This window comes from Alkalicoccus chagannorensis DSM 18086, from assembly GCF_000429725.1.
Lineage (GTDB): Bacteria > Bacillota > Bacilli > Bacillales > Salisediminibacteriaceae > Alkalicoccus > Alkalicoccus chagannorensis.
This window is the reverse complement of record NZ_AUCK01000032.1, coordinates 21746-46966: the sequence shown is the minus strand read 5'-3', so window position 1 is coordinate 46966 and position 25221 is coordinate 21746. Positions and strand designations below refer to the sequence as shown.

The 25221-nt window shown below is 56.0% G+C and carries 22 protein-coding genes, 1 rRNA gene and 1 pseudogene; all 24 read right to left on the bottom strand.

The genetic code is table 11. The features are described from left to right. Positions 1-132 (bottom strand): 16S ribosomal RNA (locus G477_RS0113780); the annotation flags it as partial. A gap of 554 nt (positions 133-686) precedes the next feature. After that, positions 687-2198 carry a lysine--tRNA ligase gene (lysS, locus tag G477_RS0113775; protein WP_026698440.1) on the bottom strand — a complete coding sequence of 504 codons (1512 nt, stop codon included), beginning with the start codon at positions 2196-2198 and terminating at the stop codon, positions 687-689. A 313-nt stretch (positions 2199-2511) separates the two neighbouring features. Next, on the bottom strand, positions 2512-3012 hold the full coding sequence (gene folK / locus G477_RS0113770; RefSeq protein ID WP_026698439.1) for a 2-amino-4-hydroxy-6-hydroxymethyldihydropteridine diphosphokinase: 501 nt from the start codon (positions 3010-3012) through the stop codon (positions 2512-2514). Further along, a complete protein-coding gene (gene folB, locus G477_RS0113765; RefSeq protein ID WP_026698438.1) occupies positions 3009-3383 on the bottom strand; it encodes a dihydroneopterin aldolase in 375 nt (124 codons plus the stop codon). Before folB ends, folK begins: the two co-directional genes overlap by 4 nt. Next, positions 3376-4233: a dihydropteroate synthase gene (folP, locus tag G477_RS0113760; RefSeq protein ID WP_035212054.1), complete on the bottom strand. Its 858-nt coding sequence runs from the start codon at positions 4231-4233 to the stop codon at positions 3376-3378. Before folP ends, folB begins: the two co-directional genes overlap by 8 nt. Before the next feature lie 5 nt (positions 4234-4238). Then, complete coding sequence (locus G477_RS0113755; RefSeq protein WP_026698436.1) at positions 4239-5093, bottom strand: aminotransferase class IV; 855 nt, start codon at positions 5091-5093, stop codon at positions 4239-4241. Next, positions 5078-5671, bottom strand: coding sequence for an aminodeoxychorismate/anthranilate synthase component II (gene pabA / locus G477_RS0113750; protein WP_026698435.1), 594 nt, complete (start codon positions 5669-5671; stop codon positions 5078-5080). Before pabA ends, G477_RS0113755 begins: the two co-directional genes overlap by 16 nt. Beyond that, on the bottom strand, positions 5668-7089 hold the full coding sequence (pabB, locus tag G477_RS19685) for an aminodeoxychorismate synthase, component I (protein WP_035212053.1): 1422 nt from the start codon (positions 7087-7089) through the stop codon (positions 5668-5670). Before pabB ends, pabA begins: the two co-directional genes overlap by 4 nt. Positions 7090-7617: 528 nt before the next feature. Next, the gene (gene cysK, locus G477_RS0113740) at positions 7618-8547 is read right to left on the bottom strand and encodes a cysteine synthase A (RefSeq protein ID WP_026698434.1); all 930 of its coding nucleotides are present in this window, start codon (positions 8545-8547) and stop codon (positions 7618-7620) included. 98 nt (positions 8548-8645) lie between these two features. Then, positions 8646-9530, bottom strand: a complete 885-nt coding sequence (gene hslO / locus G477_RS0113735) for an Hsp33 family molecular chaperone HslO (RefSeq protein ID WP_026698433.1) — start codon at positions 9528-9530, stop codon at positions 8646-8648. 44 nt (positions 9531-9574) lie between these two features. After that, entirely contained in the window at positions 9575-10360 is a 786-nt protein-coding gene (locus G477_RS0113730) for a type III pantothenate kinase (protein ID WP_026698432.1), read from the bottom strand. A 125-nt stretch (positions 10361-10485) separates the two neighbouring features. Further along, on the bottom strand, positions 10486-12495 hold the full coding sequence (ftsH, locus tag G477_RS0113725) for an ATP-dependent zinc metalloprotease FtsH (RefSeq protein ID WP_026698431.1): 2010 nt from the start codon (positions 12493-12495) through the stop codon (positions 10486-10488). A 70-nt stretch (positions 12496-12565) separates the two neighbouring features. Next, the gene (gene hpt, locus G477_RS0113720; protein WP_026698430.1) at positions 12566-13105 is read right to left on the bottom strand and encodes a hypoxanthine phosphoribosyltransferase; all 540 of its coding nucleotides are present in this window, start codon (positions 13103-13105) and stop codon (positions 12566-12568) included. 16 nt (positions 13106-13121) lie between these two features. Continuing rightward, positions 13122-14447, bottom strand: a complete 1326-nt coding sequence (tilS, locus tag G477_RS0113715) for a tRNA lysidine(34) synthetase TilS (protein ID WP_026698429.1) — start codon at positions 14445-14447, stop codon at positions 13122-13124. Further along, positions 14431-14883: pseudogene (locus tag G477_RS0113710) on the bottom strand (threonine/serine exporter family protein); the annotation flags it as partial. The pseudogene G477_RS0113710 and the gene tilS, both read right to left, overlap by 17 nt. An 18-nt stretch (positions 14884-14901) precedes the next feature. After that, entirely contained in the window at positions 14902-15639 is a 738-nt protein-coding gene (locus G477_RS0113705; protein WP_035212067.1) for a threonine/serine exporter family protein, read from the bottom strand. 60 nt (positions 15640-15699) lie between these two features. After that, positions 15700-16122 carry a S1 RNA-binding domain-containing protein gene (locus G477_RS0113700; RefSeq protein WP_051288032.1) on the bottom strand — a complete coding sequence of 141 codons (423 nt, stop codon included), beginning with the start codon at positions 16120-16122 and terminating at the stop codon, positions 15700-15702. Then, positions 16123-16509, bottom strand: a complete 387-nt coding sequence (locus G477_RS0113695; protein WP_026698425.1) for an FtsB family cell division protein — start codon at positions 16507-16509, stop codon at positions 16123-16125. Between the two features lie 250 nt (positions 16510-16759). Next, positions 16760-17020: an RNA-binding S4 domain-containing protein gene (locus G477_RS0113685; protein ID WP_026698424.1), complete on the bottom strand. Its 261-nt coding sequence runs from the start codon at positions 17018-17020 to the stop codon at positions 16760-16762. 4 nt (positions 17021-17024) lie between these two features. Further along, positions 17025-18485 (bottom strand): bifunctional methyltransferase/pyrophosphohydrolase YabN, encoded by a 1461-nt coding sequence (gene yabN, locus G477_RS0113680; RefSeq protein WP_026698423.1) that lies wholly within the window; start codon positions 18483-18485, stop codon positions 17025-17027. A 21-nt stretch (positions 18486-18506) separates the two neighbouring features. Then, complete coding sequence (locus G477_RS0113675; protein ID WP_156897361.1) at positions 18507-20048, bottom strand: oligosaccharide flippase family protein; 1542 nt, start codon at positions 20046-20048, stop codon at positions 18507-18509. A gap of 45 nt (positions 20049-20093) precedes the next feature. Next, entirely contained in the window at positions 20094-23642 is a 3549-nt protein-coding gene (gene mfd, locus G477_RS0113670) for a transcription-repair coupling factor (protein WP_026698421.1), read from the bottom strand. Positions 23643-23744: 102 nt separating this feature from the next. After that, entirely contained in the window at positions 23745-24302 is a 558-nt protein-coding gene (pth, locus tag G477_RS0113665) for an aminoacyl-tRNA hydrolase (protein WP_035212063.1), read from the bottom strand. A 203-nt stretch (positions 24303-24505) separates the two neighbouring features. Then, complete coding sequence (locus tag G477_RS0113660) at positions 24506-25150, bottom strand: 50S ribosomal protein L25/general stress protein Ctc (RefSeq protein WP_026698419.1); 645 nt, start codon at positions 25148-25150, stop codon at positions 24506-24508. Positions 25151-25221: the final 71 nt, after the last annotated feature.

The following is a 25221-nucleotide window of genomic DNA, read 5'->3' as shown; positions in this document are numbered from 1 at the left end:
TGTTACTCACCCGTCCGCCGCTCATTCCACAGGCTTCCCTCCGAAGAGTTCCGCCTGCTTCCTGCGCACGACTTGCATGTATTAGGCACGCCGCCAGCGTTCGTCCTGAGCCAGGATCAAACTCTCCACTAAAATGTGAAGATCATTGATCTTCCAGCACCGGCATGATAACCGGTCTTTCAAGACGGAATCTGGCTAAAGATTCCTGTAAAAATTGACAGAGAATGATTTATTCTCTTGTTCCTTCTCATCATCTTTTGTTTAGTTTTCAAAGAGCTGTTTCGTGCGCCGCTCGTTTTCGGCGACTTTATTAATATAGCACGTGGACGTTTGTACCGTCAATAACTTTTTTAAAAAAGTTATTTGTGCTGTTGTCGGCTGCGGTCTCTTCCGCGGCGACAAATAATAATATAGCACGTTAGAAATCATGAACGCAACAGAAAAAACAAATTCTTTTTTACTTTTTGTTTCTGGCATTCGTTGTCGGCTGCGCTCGTTTCTCTATGCTGAAATATATTCCTCCTGCGTGCCTCTATCTGTCGGGATATCTCTATATAGAAGAGACACTACTCACCAAGTATAAATGGAGGCGCCGCTGCCGGAGCAGGACGCCTCCCACATATCCATTCTCCACCACGGACGGACACCCGCACGCCCGTACACTTCGGAAAACCTTCCCGGCTGTTTTATTCTTCTTCTTTCTCTTCCGGCTGCTGTGGACGCATCTGCGGAAACAGCAGCACGTCGCGGATCGAGTGGGAATTGGTCAGCAGCATCACCAGTCGATCGATGCCGATACCGAGGCCGCCGGTCGGCGGCATCCCGTACTCGAGGGACTCAAGGAAATCTTCATCCATCATATGCGCCTCTTCGTCTCCCTGTTCCCGTTCAAGCAGCTGGGCTTCAAAGCGGCTGCGCTGATCAACTGGATCGTTAAGCTCGGTAAATGCATTGGCGTGCTCTCGTCCAACGATAAACAGCTCAAAACGGTCGGTGAACCTTGGATCATCTGCATTCTTTTTGGCAAGTGGAGAAATATCGAGCGGATGTCCGTATACGAACGTCGGCTGCACGAGCTTCTCTTCCACGAAGTATTCAAAGAATTCGTTGACGACATGTCCGAATTTCATGGTGTCTTTCACTGGAACGCCGTGCTCTTTCGCCAGAGCTCTCGCTTCTTCATCCGTCATGTCCTTACGGAAGTCCACCCCGGTGTGCTCCTGCACGGCATCTACCATATGCACTCTCTTCCACGCCGGTTCCAGGTCGATCTCCATGTCACCATAGACGACCTTGGTCGTCCCGAGAACATCGCGGGCAATATGCGCAACGAGTTCTTCCGTCAGGGTCATGATGTCTTCGTAGTCAGCATACGCTTCGTACAGCTCGATCATCGTGAATTCCGGATTGTGTCTGGTCGAGATGCCTTCGTTACGGAAAACACGGCCGATTTCATACACTTTTTCCATGCCTCCGACGATCAGCCGCTTCAAGTGCAGCTCGATGGCGATACGCATATACAGCGTCATATCGAGCGCATTATGATGGGTGACGAATGGACGGGCAGAGGCACCGCCTGGGATGGAATGCATGGTCGGCGTCTCGACCTCCAGGTAGCCCCGGTCGTCGAGGTAGCGCCGCATCGACTGCAGAATGCGGCTCCTGGCTACAAACGTGTCCCGGACTTCCGGGTTCATGATGAGATCCAGGTACCGCTGGCGGTAGCGCTGCTCCACATCTTTCAGCCCGTGATACTTATCCGGCAGTGGACGGAGCGACTTGGAAAGGAACGTCAGGTTCTGCGCTTTTACTGACAGCTCGCCTACCTTCGTTTTGAACATGACCCCGGCAATGCCGAGCATATCGCCGATATCCGCACGTCCGAAGAGATCGTACTGCTCTTCGCCGACGTCATCTTTCCGGACGTAGATTTGAATCTGACCGGAGAGGTCCTGCAGATGGGCGAATCCGGCTTTTCCTTTGCCGCGTTTGGTCATCACCCTGCCGGCAATCGTAACCGGCACTTCCTGTTCTGCCAGCTCTTCTTTGGACTGGTCTTCATACTGGGAGAAAAGACCAGAGGCATCGTGGGTCCGCTCAAAGCGTCCCCCGAACGGATCGAGTCCCGTTTCCTGCATCTGTTCCAGTTTTTCGCGTCGTACCTGCATTTGATCGGATGCTTCAAATTCCTGACTCACGTCAATCCACTCCCTGTTCTCTGCCGTTAAGGCTGGTTTTATCATACAAAGAAGGAGCGCAGCGGCCTGATTACCTGCTGCAGCTCCGGTCGTGCTTACTGTCCTGCGGACGACGCTCATATCCGGCGGAGCCGGCGTGGAGGCCGCTCCGTCGTAAAGTCATCTCCGGCTTGTGTACGAACGGCACTTCCTCTCTGTCATAGAAAGAAAGCAGTGTCCTGTTTTCTTATGAAGATACATGCCGTTTTGCCGCTTTGCATCGCTTTACTTTCTGGCAATGAGGCGGTATCCCGGGCTCTATGCCAGCCGCTCGTTATGTTGATTTTCCGCGGCTGGACACGGGCCGGATGCCCGCACTTCCCTTTTGTGCAGAGGCCAGTTTCTGCACCTGCGTGCCATCCGGCAGCTGCAGGTCCGGTGCAATCTCCGCAAGAGGCACGAGTACAAACGCCCGTTCCGTCATCCGCGGGTGCGGGATGATGAGCGATTCCAACTCTATATTCTCATTGCCATAAAGCAAAATGTCAAGGTCTATCGTACGGGGACCCCATTTTTTCCTGCGGACCCTGCCGAGATCGGCTTCGATTTTCTGCGTACAGGAGAGCAGCTCCAGGGGAGAAAGGTCGGTGTGCAGTTCCACTACCGCATTCACAAACTCCGGCTGGTCCGTCACGCCAACTGGTTCTGTTTCATACAACGACGACACGGTTGATACGCTCACCCCGCCGCAGCCGTCGAGCAGCTGAATGGCCCGCTTCACCTGCTCGATCCGGTCCCCCATGTTGGCACCGAGGCTCACATACACGGTCTTCATGTCCGCTCAAATCCTCGTTCTCTCCGCATCTCTACCGCCACGCCGTCATAGTGGCCCGGGATCGGCGGATCGGGTTTCGTTACTTTGACTGTCACCGCCTGGACGACGCCGAACCGCTCCAGGATAAGACGGCACACTTCATGGGTGAGGGTTTCCACTAATTTAACTGGATCTCCTTCGAGTACTTCCTTCGCCGTTTCGTATACATGGGCATAGTTGACGGTATCATCCAGGTCATCCGTGCGGCCGGGCTTGTCCGCATCCATTTCCATGATGACGTCCGCATAAAACCGCTGCCCCAGTGTATTCTCCTCTTTAAAAGCGCCGTGATATCCCCAGAACTGCATGCCTTCTACATACACTTTATCCATGCTGTACGCCTCCTGTTATTGGAATGCCAGCTCCGCCTTTGCCGAGCATCGCGTCCATCATTTTTGTCATTCTAGCCATTTCGCGCACGTCGTGCACCCTGACAACCGTAATGCCCTGATCGATGCCGCGGCAGATGGTGGCTCCAGTTCCCTCTATTCTTTCTTCCACCGGAAGGTCCAGGGTTTTCGCAATCAGGGATTTGCGGGAGGTTCCGAGAAGAACCGGGTATCCCATCGAAGTAAACTGATCGAGGTGCCGCATGACAAGCAGATTCTCTTCGTAGCTTTTCGCAAAGCCGATTCCCGGGTCGAGCAGGATGAGCTCCTCTTTGACCCCGGCGCGCAGACAGCGCTCTACCGATGCTTCCAGATCCCGCTTCATGTCCGGAATCAAATCAAGATAAGCGGCCTCGCGCCGGTTATGCATCAGGACAATCGGAACACCGGCAGCTGCAGCAGTCGATGCCATGTCAGGATCAGCGGAAGTACCCCAGACGTCGTTGATGATATCTGCCCCTGCCTCTATTGCCGCTTCCGCAACGGATGCCTTGTACGTGTCAATCGAAATCGGGACATCCACGGCGCTGCGGACGGCCCGGACAGCCGGGAGAACCCGCTTCTTCTCTTCTTCTGCCGGAACGGGCACCGCGCCCGGGCGTGTAGACTCGCCGCCGATATCAATAATATCGGCACCGTCCTCGACCATCCGGCGTGCCTGCATTCGGGCCGCCTCCTCTTCGTTCCAACGTCCTCCGTCCGAAAAGGAATCAGGAGTCACGTTCAGGATGCCCATGACGTAGGTTTTCCGGGCAAAGTCCAGCTCATGTCTGCCCCATTGCATACGATGCATGTCTATCACCTGTTTTCTTTGAATGAATGTCGCGCGCGCTGATACAACTGCTGCAGGGATCCTGTGACAGTTCCGGCTGCCCCTGGCAGCGGACTGCCGTCCCAGGAAGATACGGGGACGATCTCCTGAATCGAGTTTGTCAAAAAGACTTCGTCCGCCTCTGCTGCCTCCCCCGGTGAAAAACGGCCGGTACGCACCGTCCAGCCGGCTTCCTCTGCCAATGCCTGGACGAAGACAGCCGTCACACCCGGCAGGCAGCCGCAGGAAGCATCGGGGGTCTTCAAGGTGCTGCCATGAACAAAAAAGACGTTCGACGTCACGCCCTCACTGACCGCTCCCCGATCGTCGAGAAACAATCCTTCTGCCTGTGCGTCGTACGTATTCGTTTCCCTTTTTCCAATAATATTATTCCCGTAATGGTGCGACTTGCGCCGGACGCTGCCCTCCGGTCGATTGCGGCGTGTCTGGAGGGTGACCAGCGGACGTGATGCCGGCATCGCCTCCGGCAGCTTTTTCATCAGCATGAGCTGCAGCGGATCCGTATAGGGAGCCGCCGGGAGGCCGATCCCTTCCCCGCGGGCCGACACGTTCAGCCGGATGTAGGCATCCGCAAGGCGGTTTCGGCGGAGCAGCTTCGGAATCGCTCTGCGGATCGAATGGCGCCAGTCCTCCGGCAGCACGATTTCGAGCTCTTCCGCTCCGGCCTCCAGCCGGGCGAAGTGATCATCCAGCAGAAAAGGGACCCCGCTGTAGGTGCGGAATGTTTCAAACAAACCTGCCCCGTAAAGAAATCCGTGCTCAAGCGGCGAAACGAACAGGTGCCGCTCATGACGGATCCTGCCATTTACGTAGTGATGCATCGCTTGTGCTCCTTGTACGTATCCAGGAAATTTCGGAGGATCTGCTTGCCGGTACCGGTCATGATCGATTCCGGATGGAACTGCACACCTTCCACAGCAAGCTCCCGGTGACGAAGGCCCATAATTTCGTTCTGATCTGTTTCCGCTGTGATTTCCAGCACATCCGGCAGGGTTTCCCGACGGACGATGAGCGAATGATACCGTGTAGCCGTGAATGGATCCGGCAGTCCGGCAAAGACAGACTCGCCATTATGGTAGACTTCCGACGTTTTTCCGTGCATGAGCCGCTCTGCCCGCACCACATCTCCGCCGAACACTTGTGCAAGGGCCTGGTGACCGAGACAGACTCCAAAGATCGGAATGCGTCCGGCGAAAGCTTCGATCACTTCCATCGACATCCCGGCCTCATCCGGTGAGCACGGGCCGGGGGAAATCATGATATAGTCCGGGTCCATCTCTTCAATCTCCTGCGTCGTGATCTGATCGTTGCGTCTGACCACGAGCTCCTGTCCCATCTCTCCAAGGTACTGCACCAGGTTGTACGTAAACGAATCGTAATTATCAATCATTAGAATCATTGTTTCATCCTCCTCTGCTCATAAAGCTCTGCTTCGCTCTGCTCTTTTGCCGTCCACAGCGCACGGGCCTTTTTCAATGCTTCTTTGAATTCCGCCCGCGGCTGCGAATCAATCACGATCCCGGCTCCGGCCTGGACATGAATCCAGCCGTCCTGGACAACCATGGTCCGGATGGTGATGTTAAGCTCCATATCGCCGTTGAAGCCGATCCATCCCATCGACCCGGTATACGCCCCGCGGCGGACCGGTTCCAGCTCTTCGATAATTTCCATCGTGCGGATTTTCGGAGCTCCGGTAATCGTCCCTCCGGGAAAAGCCGCTGCAATCACATCCACGGCATCGTGCTGCGGGGCACACCGGCCGCGGACGTTGGAGACGATGTGCTGCACGTGGGAATACTTCTCGATAACCATCAGTTCATCTACTTCCACCGTCCCGTACTCACACACCCGGCCGAGGTCGTTTCTTTCGAGATCAACGAGCATGATGTGTTCGGCACGTTCCTTTTCATTGTATAAAAGCGTCTCGGCCAGCGCCTGGTCTTCCGTTTCGTCTCTGCCGCGTGAACGCGTGCCGGCAATCGGCCTCGTGCTGACGTCACTTCCCGCCTTTTTGACAAGCAGCTCCGGGGACGCGCTGACATACTGTTTTTCCGGCGTGTGCATCATGCCCATGTACGGCGACGGATTCACTTCCCTCAGGCATCGATACATATGCAGCGGAGGGGTCGTCTGCCGCCGGCTTTCGCGCACGGACAGATTCACCTGGAACACATCCCCGTCGGCAATGTACTGCTTCGTCCTCTCCACTGCCTCAGCGAACGCCTCCTCCGAAAAAGAACGAACCGTCTCGTCGTCTGCCTCCACTCTGGCATAGTCGGGAGTGCTTCCAGCAGCGCTCTCCCAGCGCTCGGCCATCCGTTCCCGCTTTGCTGCTGCTTCGCGGTCGTCTTCTCCAAGCGCAATGATCCAGCGCAGGTCCTTCTGATGATCGATGACGACGATTTCGTCAAAAGCGAGCAGAAGCAGATCCTCTGCAGCTAAATCATCTGCGGCTGCTTCCGGTATTTTTTCAATGCTGCGGATCAAGTCGTAGCTGAACTGGCCGGCCAGTCCTCCCTGGAAATCAGGAAGATCCGGACGGTGCGGGAGGTCAAAACGGGCCAGCCAGGTGCGCAGCGTCTCCAGCAGCGGACCGTGATGAACCTTCGTTTCCCGGTCTTCTTCCACCGTCAAGCGCCCATCTTTCCCGGTGAGAACCGCGAAGGGCCGGAGTCCGATAAAGGAGTACCGGCCACCTCTCCCGCTTTCCATCAGAATATGATATTGTTCATCTGCTGCGAGCGTCTCGTACCGGTCGAACCAGGCCTCTCCCTGGAGCGGTTCCGCTGCAGCCGAGACTGCATTGATGTGTCTCATGCCCTCTTCCTCCTGACAACCGGACCGGCAAGGAGCCGGCCTGTCCCCTTTTCTGCGTCGTAGTAAGCTCCCCTCATTATAAGGGGCAATGATCGCCGACGCAAATATCGCAAATGCCGGCGTGCAGAGGAAAAAGCGCCCTCTCTTCCGGCTCTCCGCCGGGCACGAAAAAGGCGGAACACCATGCACATGTTTCTACCCTGGACAAAAGCGGGCAGCATCCTGCGGCCGAAACGAGGGACGCCGCTGCAGGCTTGCAGAAGAAAGCGTTCGTCGTTCTTTCCGGGCAGCAGACACAACCACCGTCGTCCTCTAGAGAAGCGTATCCACTCCCAGCAGAGAACAAAAGCGCCAAGTGCCTTTTGATCGGAACGGCGTGTACCGCAAGTTTTTCGAGGGAAGAAGCCGCCGTCTTCCTGCTATGACATTTTATGCTTTCCTACAAAACAAAAAAAACTCCCGCCGGAAGCGGCTGCTTCGGACGGGAGGGGGAAGGCAGACTGATCGATCGGGATCAGCTCTTCGTGTTTACTCGTCTTCGAACTGATAAAGCGGGGTGCTGAGGTAACGTTCCCCGTTACTAGGGATGACGGCCACGACTTTCTTTCCTTTGCCGAGCTTTTCTGCGGTCTGCAGCGCCGCATAAATGGCTGCTCCGGATGACACGCCGCCGAGAATGCCTTCTTCTCTCGCTGCACGTCGTGCGTATTCATACGATTGTTCCGTCGTGACCTGCATCACTTCATCGTAAATGTCGGTGTTGAGAATGCCTGGGACAAAGCCGGCACCGATCCCCTGAATTTTATGCGGACCCGGTCCGCCTCCGGACAGAACAGGAGAGAGTTCCGGTTCGAGCGCCACGATCTGCATGTCCGGGAACTTCTCTTTGAGTACTTCCCCGGCTCCCGTGATCGTCCCGCCGGTGCCGATGCCGGAAATAAAGGCATCCAGCTGATCGCCGACTTGTTCCAGCAGCTCTTTCCCTGTCGTTTCACGGTGCACTTTCGGATTCGCTTCGTTTTCGAACTGCTGCGGCATGAAGTAGCCATGCTCCTGCTGCAGCTCGTTGGCACGGGCAATGGCGCCTTTCATGCCTTTTTCTCCCGGTGTGAGCACCAGCTCGGCGCCATAGGCACGCAGGAGGTTCCGTCGCTCCATGCTCATTGTGTCCGGCATAACGAGCACACTGCTGTATCCTTTGGCAGCGGCTACCATGGCCAGGCCGATGCCGGTATTGCCGCTCGTCGGCTCAATAATAGTATCTCCCGGCTTCAGGTTCCCCTGTTCTTCGGCTGCTTCAATCATCGACAGCGCGATGCGGTCTTTCACGCTGCTGCCCGGATTCATGAATTCCAGCTTGAGATATACGTCTGCGTGCTGATCTGATACCATCCGCTGCAGTTTAACGAGGGGCGTCCCCCCGATCAGTTCGTTAATAGAGTTGACTACCTTTACCATGGTGCTGCCTCCTTTAATCCCTACTATTTTAATGTGTTTAATATATTATACTGTCACTTTAGCAGATAACGGAAAAAAAAGCAAACAGCTGCGCCCGCTTATTCGGCCTGCCGTCGGTCCATGATATTCTGCAGTTCCTGCTTGGAAAGCAGGTACACTTCGCTGCAGAAATGGCACGTCGTTTCTGCCCCTTCATCTTCGTGGATCATCGCATGCAGCTCCGATTCTTCGATAATGGAGAGCGCGTTTTCCACCCGCTCCCTGGAGCAGTTGCATTCAAAGCGCGCTTCCTGGGTTTCGAGCACTTGGTAATTGCTTTCTCCCGCCAGCTGCATGATGATCTGCTCCGGCGTGTCGCCGCGCTGGATCATCGCCGACACCGGCGGCAGTGCGTGAAGCCTTGCTTCGATTTCATCAAGCACCTCTTCGGAAGCATCCGGCATGATCTGCAGAATAAAGCCTCCGGCACCTTCGACTTTGTCTTCTTCGCCAACCACAACGCCGAGACCGACGGAGGATGGCGTCTGTTCCGAGGTTGCAAAGTAATACGTGAAGTCTTCGCCGAGTTCTCCTGAAACGAGCGGGACACTGCCGGTGAAGTGGTCGCGCATGCCGAGGTCCTTCACTACCGACAAGGTGCCTTCTTCTCCAACGACCGCGGCCACGTTGAGCTTTCCGTCAGCATGACGTTCCGGATCGGCTGCGCTGCGGTTGACGTATCCGCGTGCGCTCCCATCTGCCGCAGCATCAATAATGATCGGGCTGGCAGGACCGCTTCCCTCGATTTTGATCGTCAGCTTCTCGTCTCCTTTGAGCATGCTTCCCATCATCGCTCCGGCTGTGAGCGATCGTCCCAGCGCAGCAGTAACCGTACGCCATGTCTGATGACGTCGGGCTGCTTCGCTCACCATATCGGTTGATTTCATTGCATAAATGCGGACCTGCTTTTCGTAGGCCAGTGCTTTGACAATATAGTCGTTCATGTTCTATCTTCTCCTTTTTCCATGTCCGGGGCCGATGCCGTCAGTTACGACGGGAAGGCCGTCCGGTTTTTTTCAAATAACAGGTGCAGTCCATCGAGCGTCAAAAACGGGGCGGCTTCCTCCAGCTGTGGAATCTCCCTTGTCATCCAGTCAGCATGCTCTCCCGAGGCCACCGCTTTCACCTGGCTGCCGGAACGGCGGCGGATACGGTGAATCATTCCCTCCACTTGGCTGATGATGCCGTAGCGCCACCCGGCGTGGAGTGCCTCCGCTGTGCTGCGGCCGATCACATCGGGCTCGCTGCGGCGCGGATCGATCCGCGGGAGCCGGGAAGCTTTCGTAGACAAGGCTTCCATAGCCAAATCCATGCCGGGCGTAATAGCCCCGCCGGCAAACTGTCCCTGCTCATTAACATAACCATACGTAATCGCCGTCTCAAAATCAACAATGATGAGCGGACTGCCGAACTGCTCCCGTCCGGCGAGGGCATTCGTGATACGGTCTGCCCCCACTTCGCGCGGATTGTCGTACAGAATATTGATCCCGGTACGGATCCCCGGACCTACAAACAGAACAGGCAGGTGGAGGTGATCCGACACTGCGTCCTCCAGGGCACCTTCCACTTCCGGCACGACAGAACAAAGCAGGGCCCCTTCCAGCTGTTCTGGTTCTATCCCAAAGCTGTGCAGCTGCTGACCGATCCACATGCCGTACATATCGGCAGTCTGACGCGTATCGGTTTTCATTCGCCAGCTGCAGAGACGATTTCCTTCGTCATCATACACGCCGGAGTGTACCTGCGCATTGCGGATATCCATAACAAGATGCATCGTACCTCCCCTTTCCTGCGCCCGGCGGCATCGACCCGCACTGGGCTGCCCCTAGAAAAAAGAGGCCTGCCGGAGGCTGCGCTGCAGCAGCTCCGGGCAGTGCCCCATCAGCTTTGACTATGACCTTACGAACGACGGTCGTCATCGCCGGACGAATCGTCTGTATCAGGATGGTCCGTTTCTTCTCCGGTCTGTTCTTCCCCTTCGTCCGTAACCTCTTCTTCATCCGTTCCTTTTCCTTCTTCTACTGTCGTAATCTGCTCTGACTGAGGACCATTCTGCGTCGCATGGTGGTCATCCGGCAGCTTTCCGTCGTAGACAAGGGACTCGATCTGCTTGGCATCGAGCGTTTCGTATTCGAGCAGCGTTTCTGCTACAAGTTTCAGGCTGTCCTTGTGCTCTGTCAGAATTTCGCGGCATGTTTCGTACGCGTTCTTCAGGAGCGTCTGCACTTCCATGTCAATCTCGTACGCAATCGCTTCACTATAGTTCTGTTCGTTGTTGATATCCCGTCCGAGGAATACCTCTCCACCGGAACTACCGAACTGTACAGGACCGAGCTTTTCGCTCATCCCGTATTCCATGATCATTTTCCGGGCAATGCCGGTTGCACGCTGAAAGTCATTGTGCGCGCCGGTACTGACTTCGTTGAACATGATTTCTTCTGCGACACGACCGCCGAGCAGTCCGATAATCTTATCGATCAGCTCAGGTCTTGTCATGAAGTAACGGTCTTCTTTCGGCAGCATCATCGCGTACCCGCCGGCCTGGCCTCGCGGAACGATCGTCACTTTGTGTACGATATCGGCATTTTCAAGCCGCACGCCGACGACAGTATGACCGGCTTCGTGGTGGGCCACAATGTTCCGCTCTTTCTCGGAAATGACCCGGCTCTTCTTCGACGGTCCGGCAATGGTACGGTCGATTGCTTCATCAATCGAAGCCATGTCGATTTTCTTCTTATCCGAACGTGCTGCTACAAGCGCTGCTTCGTTCAGCAGGTTCTCCAGGTCCGCACCGGCAAAGCCAGGCGTACGCTGGGCAATAGCTCTCAAGTCCACCGAATCATCCAGCGGCTTGTTGCGGGCATGCACGTGCAGGACGGCTTCCCGGCCTTTGACGTCCGGACGGCCGACCGTGATCTGACGGTCGAAACGGCCTGGACGCAGGAGCGCCGGGTCCAGAATGTCGGAACGGTTCGTAGCGGCAATGAGGATGATTCCTTCGTTGACACCGAACCCGTCCATTTCTACGAGGAGCTGGTTGAGCGTCTGCTCCCGCTCGTCGTGTCCACCGCCGACACCGGCACCGCGGCGTCGTCCGACTGCATCAATTTCATCAATGAAGATAATACACGGTGAGTTCTTCTTCGCATTCTCGAACAGGTCACGTACACGGGATGCACCGACACCGACGAACATTTCCACGAAGTCGGAACCACTGATCGAGAAGAACGGCACGCCGGCCTCACCGGCAACGGCACGGGCAATGAGTGTCTTACCAGTACCAGGAGGTCCTACAAGGAGCACCCCTTTCGGAATACGGGCACCGATTTCTGCGAATTTACGCGGATCTTTCAGGAAGTCAACAACTTCCTCGAGCTCCTGCTTCTCTTCATCCGCTCCGGCAACGTCCTTAAAGCGGGCTTTCTTCGTCTCTTCACTGACGAGCTTCGCCTTACTCTTACCGAAGTTCATCATGCGGCCTCCGCCGCCTCCCTGCGCCTGGCTGATCAGGAAGAAGAAGAGAATAAAGATAATCACAAACGGAATGACGACGACAAGGAAGTTCAGCCATCCGCTCGGTTCTTCCGCCTGTTCGACGGTCAGTTCCCCTATGGATTCTGTCCCTGCTGCTGTCACAACTTCTTCGAGGAATGTATCCAGATCCGGCACGTTGACGACAAAGAACTCATCGTCTGCTTCCCGGTCCTGGAGCTGCCCTCTTGCTTCATATACATCCAGTGTCGGCTGAATATTGAGTGATTCAATATTTTCGTCATCGAGTTCCTGCTGGAATTCGTTGAACGAAATTCTCTCTGTATCATCCGTATCCTGCTGAAACACACTTACGATACCAATGATGACAAGAAAGATTAGAAAGAAAAACATTGTATTACGAAATACCCGGTTCATCCTGGACCTCCTCCCACGTCAAATACACTTCACACATCGTATCACAAACGTTGTTTGTCCTACAATCAATTTACTTCTGGTACACTTCCGGCTTCAGAACTCCGATATAAGGAAGGTTGCGGAAGCGCTCAATATAGTCCAGGCCGTAGCCGACAACGAACTTGTCCGGAACCGTGAATCCGGCTGTATCCGGGTAGATGTCCACCTGGCGCCCGTCCGGTTTATCCAGCAGCGTCACAATCTTGACGGTGTTTGCTCCTCGGTGCTTGAACAGGTCCGTGAGATACTTCAGCGTATTCCCGCTGTCGATGATGTCTTCCAGAATGATGACATCGCGTCCTTTAATGGAAGTATTCAAGTCCTTGACGATCTTGACTTCTCCCGAGGAAACGAATTCTTTGCCGTAGCTGGATACATCCATCACATCGTATTCCAGATGAATGTCCATCTTCTGCATTAAATCCCCCATAAACGGCAGGGATCCTTTTAAAATCCCGATCACCAGAGGGAATCGATCCCCATATTCTTCTGACAGTTCCGCCCCGAGATCGGCGATTTTCGTCTGCAGCTCTTCCTCAGATATTAATACTTCCAGAATGTCTTCATGCATAACCGGCTGATTCCTCCTAATGAATATGCTTGTGCGTATGATAAGTCATATACAGAACGAGCGGCGTTTCTGTCGTTTCCGCTTCTTTTCTGAACAAAAAAGGCACCCATAGTATTGTACCATGTCTATCCGTGATGATGGGATAATCATCACGCACTTTTCGAGGAATTTTTGCGTCAATCATCACTTTCTTAAGCTTTTTCGTCCCATTTTTCCCTTCGACACGGTCGCCATCCCGCCGCCCCCGTACCAGGAGCGGCATCTGATCCGGCGTAACGGCGATCTTCTCAGCTTCCGGGGTTATTTCCCGGGAAATAACGAGCGACCCTCCAGGCAGCTGGATGGCACCGGCCTCAGGCAGGCGGCGTTCCTCGAAAGGGTTGCTCGTTTCTTCAGCACGGCGGAGGTGGAGGTCGTCGTAGGAGACATCCAGAAACCAGCCGTGCCCTAAGTGCCGTGATGTTGAGGCCGCCGCTGTCTGAACATGCTCCCAGAACACATCCAGATGCGCCCTCCCCCACGGTGCCGTGCGGTCCAGCCGCTGCAGAAGACGAAGGGCCGTCCGGTCGGCAAGCCCCTGCGGTACCTGCTTCATCTGCTCACGGGAAAGGGCGGCCGACGCATCTCCCCAGGTAACGTGATCGAGCCAGGCAGCTGCACAGGCATCCAGGTACTCCTGCTCCCGACGGGCAGCCGCCGCCGTGGCTCCTGCAGCTTCGTGTGCTTTCGGATTTTCTTTTTTGAGCTCTGGAATCACGACCGAACGCAGTCGGTTCCGTTGATATGTATGAGAACGATTGGAGCTGTCCTCGCGCCACGGAATACCTTCCTGATCGAGCCAGGAGACGATCGACTCCTTGTCGACCCCGAGCAGCGGCCGGATGATCCGGCCGGAACCAGCCGCCCGCGTCACCGGCATACCTGCCGGCGGAAGCACCCCGCCCCGAATTATCTGCATCAAGAGGGTTTCCAGCTGATCATCACCATGGTGCGCAGTGACGAGGATTTCTGCTTCCGAGGCCGTCATCTGTTCCTCAAAAGCTTCATAGCGGAGGCGTCGCGCATCCATCTGTCCGGCTGACGGGTAAACATGTTTCACGTGAAACAGCATGCCGCGTGCCGCTGCCTGTTCCGATACGAAAGCGACCTCGCTTTCTGCTTCTGCACGGAGGTGATGATGAACGTAGACGACCTCGACGTGAAGATGCCATGTCTTCTGCCATTCGCCGAACAGGGCAAGCACAGCCATGCTGTCCGGTCCGCCGGAGACACCAAGGAGCACCCGCTCCCCTCCCTGCAGGAGATCATGTTGGCGGATGAACGATTCAACTTCCTGCTTCATAACGGTTTCCTCTTCCTACGCCGAAGGAGAAAACAGCCAGGCCGAGCACCAGGCCTGCAGCAATGGCTCCTGCCTGCAGCATGGTCTGCACCCCATTTTCCAGCCCTCCGAGGTAGTCGCCCTCCACGAAATCAAGCATCGTAAAGTAGGCAAGGCTTCCCGGAACAAGCGGCAGAATGCCCGGGATCGAGAGTGTGGTGACCGGAATCTGAAGCCGCTTGGCCAGAAAATGCGAGATGCTGGCTGCAGTAAAAGAAGCGATGACGGTGGAAACGACGTTGGTTACACCTGCCTCCAGCCCCATCTGCAGCGCAAACCAGGTCCACCCTCCGATAGCGCCACCGATAAACAGCACGCGCCTCGGGACACTGAACAGGATGCCAAAACCGACAATGGCAAGAATGGTGAGCAGAATTTCGGTGATCAGCTGCATAGGTCTCTTCCTTTCTTGTTGTTACATAAAAATAGAAATTGACAAGGCAACTCCGCTGGCGATCGATAACGAGGTCAGCAGGGCTTCCACCCCGCGGCTCATACCTGCGAGCAGGTCTCCGGAAAGAAGATCCCGGACGGCGTTCGTCAACGGGACCCCGGGGACCAGCGGCATCAGTGAGCCGATGATGATCTGATTGACGTTGTTCCCGAAACCCAGGGTGACGAGGGCGATGCCGGCACTGCTCCCGATAAAAGCGGCGGCAAGCTCCGAAGCAAACCGTACTTTGAGCAGTTTTTCGATTTCCAGCAGGGTGATGGAGGCAAGGACAGCGGCTGCAAAAGCAGGAATCCAGTCAAAGAGTCCCCCTCCAAACAAATAGGAGAAGCCGCCGCCGGCAATCCCGGCGCCGAAATGAATGACGTAAATCGGATACTCTACTTTTTGTGCAAAGATTTCTTCGAGACGCCGCTCCACTTCCTGAACGGTCAGGCCGCCACCTGTAAATTCCCGGGACACCTGGTTCACTTCGGCAACTTTATTCAGATCCTGCATGCGGTCTTTGACGCGCACCATCTGCATTAGATCTCCGTTGCCTTTTTTTTCTTCAAACGACAAGAACACCCCCGTCGTGGTCGTAAAACACTGGACGTTCCGGAAGCCGGCTGCTTTCGCCATCCGCTCCATCGTCTCCTCCACGCGGTACGTTTCCGCGCCATAGGTGAGCATCAGCTCCCCCGCCCGGAGACAGACGTCCATGACTTTATCTGCTTTTGCTCCCACAGCCGTTCCTCCTTTCCTTCAGCAGAAAACCCGCCTTCAGCGCTGACCGCCCGGCGGGTTTTCTGTCTGTTGTTCCTGCACCCAGCTCCGGCTCTGCCGGGTGCGGAGTCTGCTGTCCAGCTCATCCAGCTGCTTCCGGCTGTCTTCAAGAAACGCTTCCATTTTTTCTTCCAGCTCCGCGGCCGGCGCTTCCTGGAAGTCGGGCTTCACCGATTTCTGCGGACGCCCGGACCGGCGCAGGGAAAGCGCGGTCTTTTCCTCTCCGCGTTCCACGACGAGCACCGGAATCTCATCGCCTTTCTCCACTACGTCCTGTACCCGCTTGACATACCCATCCGAGAGTTCGCTGATGTGCACGAGCCCCGTCGAGCCGTCCGGCAGCGTGACAAACGCACCGAAGCGGGCGGTGCCGGTCACCGTCCCTGTATAGGTTTTTCCTTCTTCAATCCGACGCACCATCTATTCGTCCCGCTCCTCGGAACGAGGCAGCTGGAACAGCGTTTCTCCCGGCTTGGAGAGGAAGTAATCCCGGCGCGCAATCTCTCCTATGTAATCCGGGTCCTGCAGCTGGTCGATCTTCTCTTCGAGTGCCTCGGCGTCGGCCTGCATCTCTTCCAATTGAGCTTCCCGCTGCAGGTTCTCGGTCTCATGCTGGGAAATGGCCTGCTGCTGCTGGAAAAGAACCGCGCTGAGGATGATCACCATGATCCCCATGGCACTGCCCAGCACAGAAAGGCGTCGTTTCAGTCCGCGTCGGCGGCGGTCCTCAACTTCCTGCTTTTCTTTCTGGCGTTCGGCATATTCGGATTTCAGACGACGTACTTCCTTCAACCGATCTTCTCTCATCAGTCAGCCTCCTTTTGTTTGAAATGGTGTGCGGATCCGCGGCCGGCTTCTACGGGAGGCATCCTCCCTCTGTTCATTCCGGACACGGACAGCAGCACCGTTTCCTTCAACGAGCCGTGGGTCCTTTCCTCCTGCTGCAGCAATAAGCAGCTTGCCTGCCGGTGTTACAGGGGAGAGATTCACCTCTTCCCTACAACGAAAGTTGTCTTTATCATAATCAGCTGAGCGTCGGATTGCAAGCCGCCGAGCGTTATTCGTTGTTTTTTTCTTCCGAAATTACGTCATAAAACGTAGCTGCTTCCTCTTTACGGGCGCTGGTCTCTGTCCGGTTTACCTTGATCGTCACCGTTTTTTGACCGAATACGACTTGGAGCTCATCTCCCGGATTCACTTCCGTTCCGGCTTTCGCTTTGTTGCCGTTGACCGTGACGCGGCCTTGTTCGGCTACCTCTTTGGCCATGGTCCGGCGTTTAATCAACCTGGAAACTTTCAAAAATTTATCGAGACGCATCGTCTCACCTTCCCTTCCCTTTTGCTTCTTCCCAGAGGGCATCGAGTGCTTCCAGCGTTTCCTGCTCCGGACGTCGCCCTTCTTTCTCCAGCTGTTCCTCGATGTATCGAAAACGGCGCAGGAATTTGCGGTTCGTCTGCTGCAGCGCTTCCTCCGGATCGATCTTCCGGGTCCGGGCCGCATTGACGATGGAAAACAGCACGTCTCCCAACTCTTCGGCAGCGGCCTCTTCGTCTCCTGCCTGATCGGCCTCTTTCCACTCCTGAATTTCCTCCTGGATCTTCTCCCAGACCGGCCCTTCGGTTTCCCATTCGAAACCGGCTTTCGCCGCTTTCTTCTGCATCTTCTCGGCGCGGAGCAGGGCCGGCAGTGAGGCAGGAATGCCATCGAGCAGCGAATCCCGGGTGCTTCCCTGTTTTTCTTCCTGCTTGATCGCTTCCCAGTTGCGGAGAACGTCTTCTGCATCTTCTGCTGCGGTGTCGCCGAACACGTGCGGATGGCGGCGGATCATTTTTTCCGTCACACTCTCGATCACGTCTTCCGTATTAAAGTAGCCGTTATCTTCGCCGATCTGTGCGTGCAGCATGACCTGCAGCAGCACATCTCCGAGCTCTTCGACGATATGATCATCGTCTTCTTCGTCAATCGCTTCCAGCAGTTCATATACTTCCTCAACAGCATAGCGCTTCAACGATTCGTGCGTCTGTTTCCGGTCCCACGGACAGCCTTCCGGTCCGCGGAGCGTCCGGATCACGTCCCGCAGCGTGGAGAAATCCCGGTACAGGTAGGCCGGTGTCTCGACCGGCGGCACGTAAACAGCGGTGAGACTGCTGAGAGCCACGCTTTGATCCAGCTCATAGAGCGGAATGCTGACCACCTGTTCTGCGCTGCTTCCAGCTGCAGTCACGACGGTCACCGGATAATCATCGGGATAGCGCTCCATCAGACTCAGCTTGACGTTGCCGGCACTGACTGCATCATATACCTGCGAGATCAGGACATGCTGGGTCATGACGATGTCTGCCGGGTCGAGAGCCGTGCCGTCGAGCAGCTGAAAGCCATCGTTCGGGTCTACCTGCAGCGAGGTGAAGACAGCATCAAGAAAGCTCTGTCCACCAATGATTTCGACGTCTGCTACAGGCTGGCGCAGCAGCAGCTGCACCGTCATTTCCGCTGTCAGGGGATGCCCCGGGACGGCGTAGGCAGCTTCTCCCTTTTCAGATGCTGCTGCCATGACTTTCTCGGCAATGACCGGATACACTTCTTCAAACGTATCATATTGTTCGTACACCGTGTCGAACGAGTGACTGTTCAGGCCTTCCGCCTTCAGTTCCTCCAGGACCGGGTGGTCGGCTGTGCGGACGTAGACATGCTCCTCCTGCATCAGCGCCCGGTAGACACCGAGTGGAAGCTGGTTGAGATCACCGGCGCCAAGGCCGTATATCCGTATGACCGGTTTTGTCATCGTACCGTTCCTCCTCTATCGTCAGCCGCTGCTGCGGTAAGGCAGCAGTTTCGGCAGTTTCGGCAGCTGTTCCCATTCTTTTTCGGTGAACAGCCGGTTTCTATGAATCAGCAGAATAAAGCAGGCCGCACCAGCTGCTGTTCCGGTGCCGGTCCATGCTGCCGCCATGAGGCGCCCGTCCGTCAAGGTCGTTCCTCCTGCGGTAAAGAGGTAAGCAGCAGCGCTCATGACAAGCAGCGAGACACCAAGCTTCCCTATAAAACGGCGGTCCGGCATGCGGAACAGGCCTTTCATTGCCAGCTGCCAGAGGACGATCAGTGCAGCGGTCCCTGCCGCCAGGGCACCGGCAGCCGCGGCTCCCGCTGTGCCATAGACGGGGACGAGCAGCAGATTGCCTGCCAGTTTGATCAGCGCCGCTCCGCCGAGAACAGCAGCAGCCGTACCGGCGCTGCCCACCGCATGCAGCAGCGCCGCTCCTGTCATATACAGACTGCCGGCTGCGGCAATAAACGCCATGCCCTGCAGCACACCGGTTCCGTCCGGCGTCTGAAACATCGCCGGGTTTGCGGCCGGCATGACCGCTGCCAGTCCGGCCGCTGCAGCGCTGCCGAACACGAGGCAGAAACGAACGGCTGCAGTGGCGTACATGGCTGCCTCTTCCCGGTCCCCGCGTTCCCACGCTTTCGTCACGAGGGGAAGCGAGGCATAGGCGAACACCGTCGTCACGAGCGCCCCGAACTGCAGCAGCGGCCAGCTCCGGTCATAAACGCCTTTTTGTGCAGCTGCCTGCTCTCCAAGACGTTCCGGCATCGTGAAGGCATCGATGACCTGCATGACGAGCAGCAGCATCGCCGCCGCAGAGACAAAAAGCCCCTGCACAAGCAGCCGGCGGATCCGGTCCGGCGCTAAATCCGGACGGACCCAGCCGAACCGGAGGCCGCTCCGCCTGGCATACAGCAGCATCACAACCGTTCCGGCCGCTCCTCCTGCAGCTGCGCCGATTCCGGCAGAACGACCGGCAGTATAGACATTTCCAGCCTGCATGCCGATCCAGGCAGCGAGCAGAATAACGCCCACCCGGACAAACTGTTCCACGACCTGCGTGACGGCCGTTGGTGCGACCTTGTGCCGGCTTTGGAAATATCCCCGCAGGACAGACAGGAACGGCAGAAAGAGGAAGGGAAGCCCCATCCAGCGGAGCGGCTCGGTCAGCAGGGGATCCCCCATCGCGCCGGCGATCCAGCCTGCTCCGAAGGTTACCGCAGCGGCAAGCGTCAAGGAGAGCACCATCAGCACCGTCACATATCCGGAGAGCACCCTTCCTTGCATGCCGGGCTCCTGATTGAGCGTCATTTCCCGGGAAATGACAAGCGGAAGTCCATAGACCGCCGCTGTCAGCATCATGCCGTACAGCGGATACACCTGCTGATACACATAGAAGCCGCTGTCTCCGGTCATGTTCTGATACGGAATTTTATACAGGGCACTCAGCCCTTTTGCCACCGCCGCAGCGGCAGAAAAAAGCAGGGCCGCCTCCATCCATTGTTTCGTCTGACTACTCAAACCGGACCGCGCTCCTTCTGATTATTTCCCGGGAAATAGACACGGCTACGACTGGACGGTCTGATCTTCACGCACTTTCCGCAGCCCTTCCAGCAGCTGAATGAGAAGCGTCATGTACTGACCGTCATCCAGCTGCTTCGTTTTGATATGAACAGAGATGCGGTTGTTTTCGTGAGAAAGCGTGACGTGCTTCGACAGCTTGTTGGCGAGGGTGAACAGCGCCGAGCCGTCGACCGCCTTTGTCACTGCTTCGTTTAATACAAAGGTACACACTTCTTTTTTCTCCGACAGGCTTTCCACGCTGTGCTCCCGGGCCAGTATTTTGATTTTCGAAATGGAAAACAGATGGTCTACTTCTTCCGGGTATTCTCCGAAGCGGTCGATCATCTCATCCTGCAGATCCTGAAGCTCCTGTTCTGTCCGAATCGCACGAAAACGCTGGTACATTGCGATTTTCTGCCTCGAATCAGCAATGTAGTCCTGCGGAATATACGCATCCACTTTCACATCGAGTTCGATATCCGGTGCTTCTTTTTCCGGTTCCGGGTGGCCGGACTGCTCGTCGATGACGGCTTTGCGCTCATCGATAGCTTCTTTGAGCATCTGGGAATACAGATCGAACCCGACCGAAGCGATGAAGCCGTGCTGCTGGGCGCCGAGCAGGTTGCCGGCTCCGCGGATGGACAAATCACGCATGGCAATTTTAAAGCCGGAGCCGAGCTCGGTGAATTCCTTGATCGACTGCAGCCGGTGTTCGGCTACTTCGGTGAGCACCTTGTCGCGCTGATGGGTGAAGTAGGCATAGGCAATCCGGTTCGACCGGCCGACCCGCCCCCGCAGCTGATAAAGCTGAGAGAGACCCATCCGGTCCGCATTGGAGATGATCAGCGTGTTCACATTCGGAATGTCGACGCCGGTTTCGATGATCGTCGTCGTTACGAGTACGTCGGCTTCCCCTTCAAGGAAGTCCATCATCACCGATTCGAGTTCGGTCTCGGTCATTCTGCCGTGGGCAAAGCGGACCCTGGCATCCGGGACGAGCATGTCGATCCGGTCGGCCATCGATTCAATATCCTCCACCCGGTTATAAAGCAGGAAGACCTGGCCGCCCCGGGCCATTTCGCGTTCAATTGCTTCTCTCGTGAGGGCATCGTTGTACTCCACCACGTACGTCTGCACCGGAAAACGATTCTCCGGCGGTGTTTCGATCACCGACAGGTCGCGGACACCGAGCATCGACATATGCAGCGTCCGCGGAATCGGCGTTGCCGTCAGGGTCAGCACGTCCACGTTCGCCTTGAGCTGCTTGATTTTCTCTTTATGGGTCACCCCGAAGCGCTGTTCTTCATCGACGACGAGCATGCCGAGATCCTTAAACTGAATGTCCTTGGATAACAGCCGGTGCGTGCCGACCACGATGTCGATGCTGCCGTCCTTCAGCCCCTGGGCGGTGTCTTTCAGTTGTTTCCGGCTGCGGAAGCGGCTCAGGAGGCCTGCTTTTACAGGGAAATCCTGAAACCGTTCGCGGATCGTCTCGAAATGCTGCTGCGCGAGGATCGTCGTCGGCACGAGAATCGCCACCTGCTTGCCGTCCATCAATGCTTTGAAGGCGCCGCGGAGAGCCACTTCGGTCTTGCCGTAGCCGACATCGCCGCAGAGCAGTCGGTCCATCGGGCGGTCCCGCTCCATATCTTCCTTGATTTCTTCAATGGCACGGAGCTGGTCCTCGGTTTCCTGATAGGGAAAGGCCACTTCAAACTCGCGCTGCTCCGGGCCATCCGGGGAGAAGGCATGGCCGCGGGAGCGTTCCCGTTCTGCGTAGAGTTTGATAAGATCATCGGCAATATCCTGCACGGACGATTCGACCCGCCGCTTGACCTTCTTCCATTCACTGCCTCCAAGGGAGTACAGTTTCGGCTCTTTTTCTTCCGAACCGACATATTTCTGGACTTGGTCAATATGCTCGACGGGGACATACAGTTTATCGTTGCCCGCGTAGGAGATGTGCATATAGTCCTTGTGCATCTCCCCGAGATCGAGCGTCTCCATCCCGAGGTATTTGCCGATACCGTGGTTGACGTGAACAACCCAGTCTCCGACGTGGAGCTCCGAGTAGCTTTTGATTCTCTCGGCATTGGACATTTTCTGCGTGCGCCGCTTCGGCTTGTTCGGTTTCTTCTTGGAAAAGACTTCTTCTTCGGTGACTACGATCAGCTTCTGCAGCGGCAGTTCGAAGCCGGCAGTCAGCGGCGCCGCAGCAATCTGTGCCTGGCCCGCCGTGGGCTCGGTATGTTCGGCAGTAACAGCTGCTTCCATCTCATAGTCATCGAGGACGCTTTTCAGTCTCTGGGCACGATCGGCAGAAGCACAGGCGAACACGACGGCCTGACCGGCTTCTTTCCACCGTTCCAGCTCGGTTTTCAGCACGTTCATCTGCCCGTGGAACTCCTGCATGGACTTTGCCTGCAGGTTTTTGCTTCCCTGCACATTCGTCCCCGGCAGCTTACGGGCAAAGAAAGAGAAATACACCCGGCGCACTTGGGCCTGCATCACATCTTCCCACGACTGGGAAAGCGGAATGTCCCTCGGAATGCGGCCTTCGGAAAGCATGGTGGTGTGCCATTCGGCCTCTTCTCTGTCGAGCGTCTGGATCACTTCGTGTACCCTGGACGGCTCATCAATCATGACGGAACCGCCCTCCGGAAGGTAATCCAGCAGCGTATAGGTTTTGTCGTAGAAAAGGGACATATACTTGTACATCGCTTCAAACGGCGTTTCCTGCCGGAGCCGGTCGATCTCTTCTCCCAGGTAATCGGAGAGCTTTCCTCGAAGCGTCTCCTCCTGCATATGCGAAAGCGTATGGCCGAGCTGGCTCTCCAGCCGTGCTGCGGCCTGCTGATACTCTTCCGAGGTGAGCATCATTTCACGGGCCGGACCGAACGAAACGGCCTCCACCTGTTCCAGGGAACGCTGCGTCTCCATGTCGAAGCGGCGGATGGAATCGACTTCTGTATCAAATAGTTCAATCCGGAGCGGATGGGACTCGGTCAGTGGATAAATATCGATAATGCCGCCGCGGACGCTGAATTCCCCGGGAGCACCAACCATGCCGGACCGCTGAAAGCCGAAGCGAACCAAATCTTCCAGCAGCTGGTCCACGTCGATGTCCGAACCGACCGTCAGATGCTGCTGGGCTTCCTTCCAGACGCCAGGAGGCGGCAGCAGGCGGCGCAGCCCGGCTGCCGGTGTGACGATGATACCGCCGTGTCCTTCCGCCCAGTGGTTTAACGCTTCGATCCGCTGGCCCCGCAGCTCCGGACTGGCTACAGCCACTTCAGCAGAAATCAGTTCATTCACCGGATAGAGGTAGACGTCGTCTTCTCCCAGAAAGGTGACGAGGTCATCATAAAGCTTCTGCGCCTGCAGCAGATTATGCGCAACGACGAGCTGCGGCGCTTTCGTTTCTTTAAATACCGCTGCCGGGAGCGCCGCTCTGGCTGATCCGGTAACACCGGTAATGAGCTGATCCCCGCGGCCGGATGCCGCCGCCTGTACTTCTTCAGATGTCTGTAATGTATTAAGCAAACCTTTCACGCGGTTTTCCCACCTTTGTATCCGGAGCGATGCACAGCAGGTAGAGGGTCGGCCCCGTCTGTGCGGGGACCCACCCTTACCGCCGCATACCTGCGGCCCGGCTTAATTGAATTTATTCATGACCTGCAGAAACGGCTCATCTTTCCAGGCATCCACGGCTTCCGCCGCCTTGTCGATCGATGCGGCTGCTTTCTCTTGATCCTCTGGAGAAAATCGGCCGAGCACATAGTCGGTCACCGGCGTTCCCGACGGCGGACGGCCGATGCCGATCCGAATCCGGTTGAACTCCTTGGTACCGAGGTGCTCCATGATGGACTTGATGCCGTTATGACCACCGTGACCACCTTTTTGGCGGAGGCGGATCTGTCCCGGTTCCAGATCAAGGTCGTCGTAGATGACGACAAGGTCTTCCGGCCCGATATCAAAATACGACATGAGCCGGCCGACGGATTCCCCGGAGAGGTTCATGTACGTCATCGGTTTCAGGACGAAAATTTTCTCCGTCCCGTGCCGTTCGACGCCGTACACTCCTTTGAACTTCTTTTCATCGAAATCGAACGTCCACTTGTCCTGCAGGCGGTCTACGGCATCGAAGCCGATATTGTGCCTGGTGCGATCATACTGCTGGCCCGGGTTGCCCAGGCCGACCACTACTTTCATGCTGGTCGCTCCTTCGTCTTCTCTGCGCCGGAAAAGCTTTTTCCACATAGGCTCCTCCTGTCTGCGGCCGCTGACAACGTAAGCCCGTCAGAAGATACTGCTTCCAACGGGCTTCGTTTGAACACATCGCCTTCCACCGAAAAACGGTTTCGTCCGACGGTGGTCCGGGCGCATTTTGTTGATCGTGCTTTCAGGGTACTGCTTTAGTTCTCTTCTGGTTCCGGCACATCTTCAGATTCTGTCTCGTCTGCGACAAGAGCAGGCTCTTCGTCTACTTCTACTTCCGGCTCTTCTGGTTCTTCGTCCGGTGGTGTGATAGAAATAACCACTTCTTCCGGATCGTTGTTGAACTCGTAGTTCTTACCGGATTTCAGGTCTTTTACCTGAACGGAATCGTTGACGTCCAGCTCTTCTACGTTCACTTCAATCTGATCCGGAAGCTGCTGTGGAAGGGCACGTACAGAGAGTTCGTAGACTGCCTGCTGCATCACGCCGCCTTCTTTTACACCGACAGCTTCGCCGACAACAGATACTGGTACATCGGCATCCATTTCTTTGTTCATGTCTGCTGCATAGAAGTCCACGTGTACGACTTCGTTCTTGAGCGTGTCGAACTGGATGTCGTAAATCATGACATCTGTCTGTGTACCGTCTACATCGAGCTTGAATACGCCTGTTTTACCTTCGGAGCGCATCGTTTTAATAAAGTCAACCGTTTCTACTGCAACCGGCTGGCTCTGCTTCTCCCGTCCGTAAATGACACCAGGGATGTTGCCCTGTTTACGAAGTCGCTTTATACGGGATCCGCGAAGATCCTCTCTTACAGCTGCTTTCAGCACTGTAGCCATGTCTAAATCACCTCATCAATTTTTTCAGATCCTAAATGCACCTTCCCCTAGTATAATGCAGTGAAACGTGC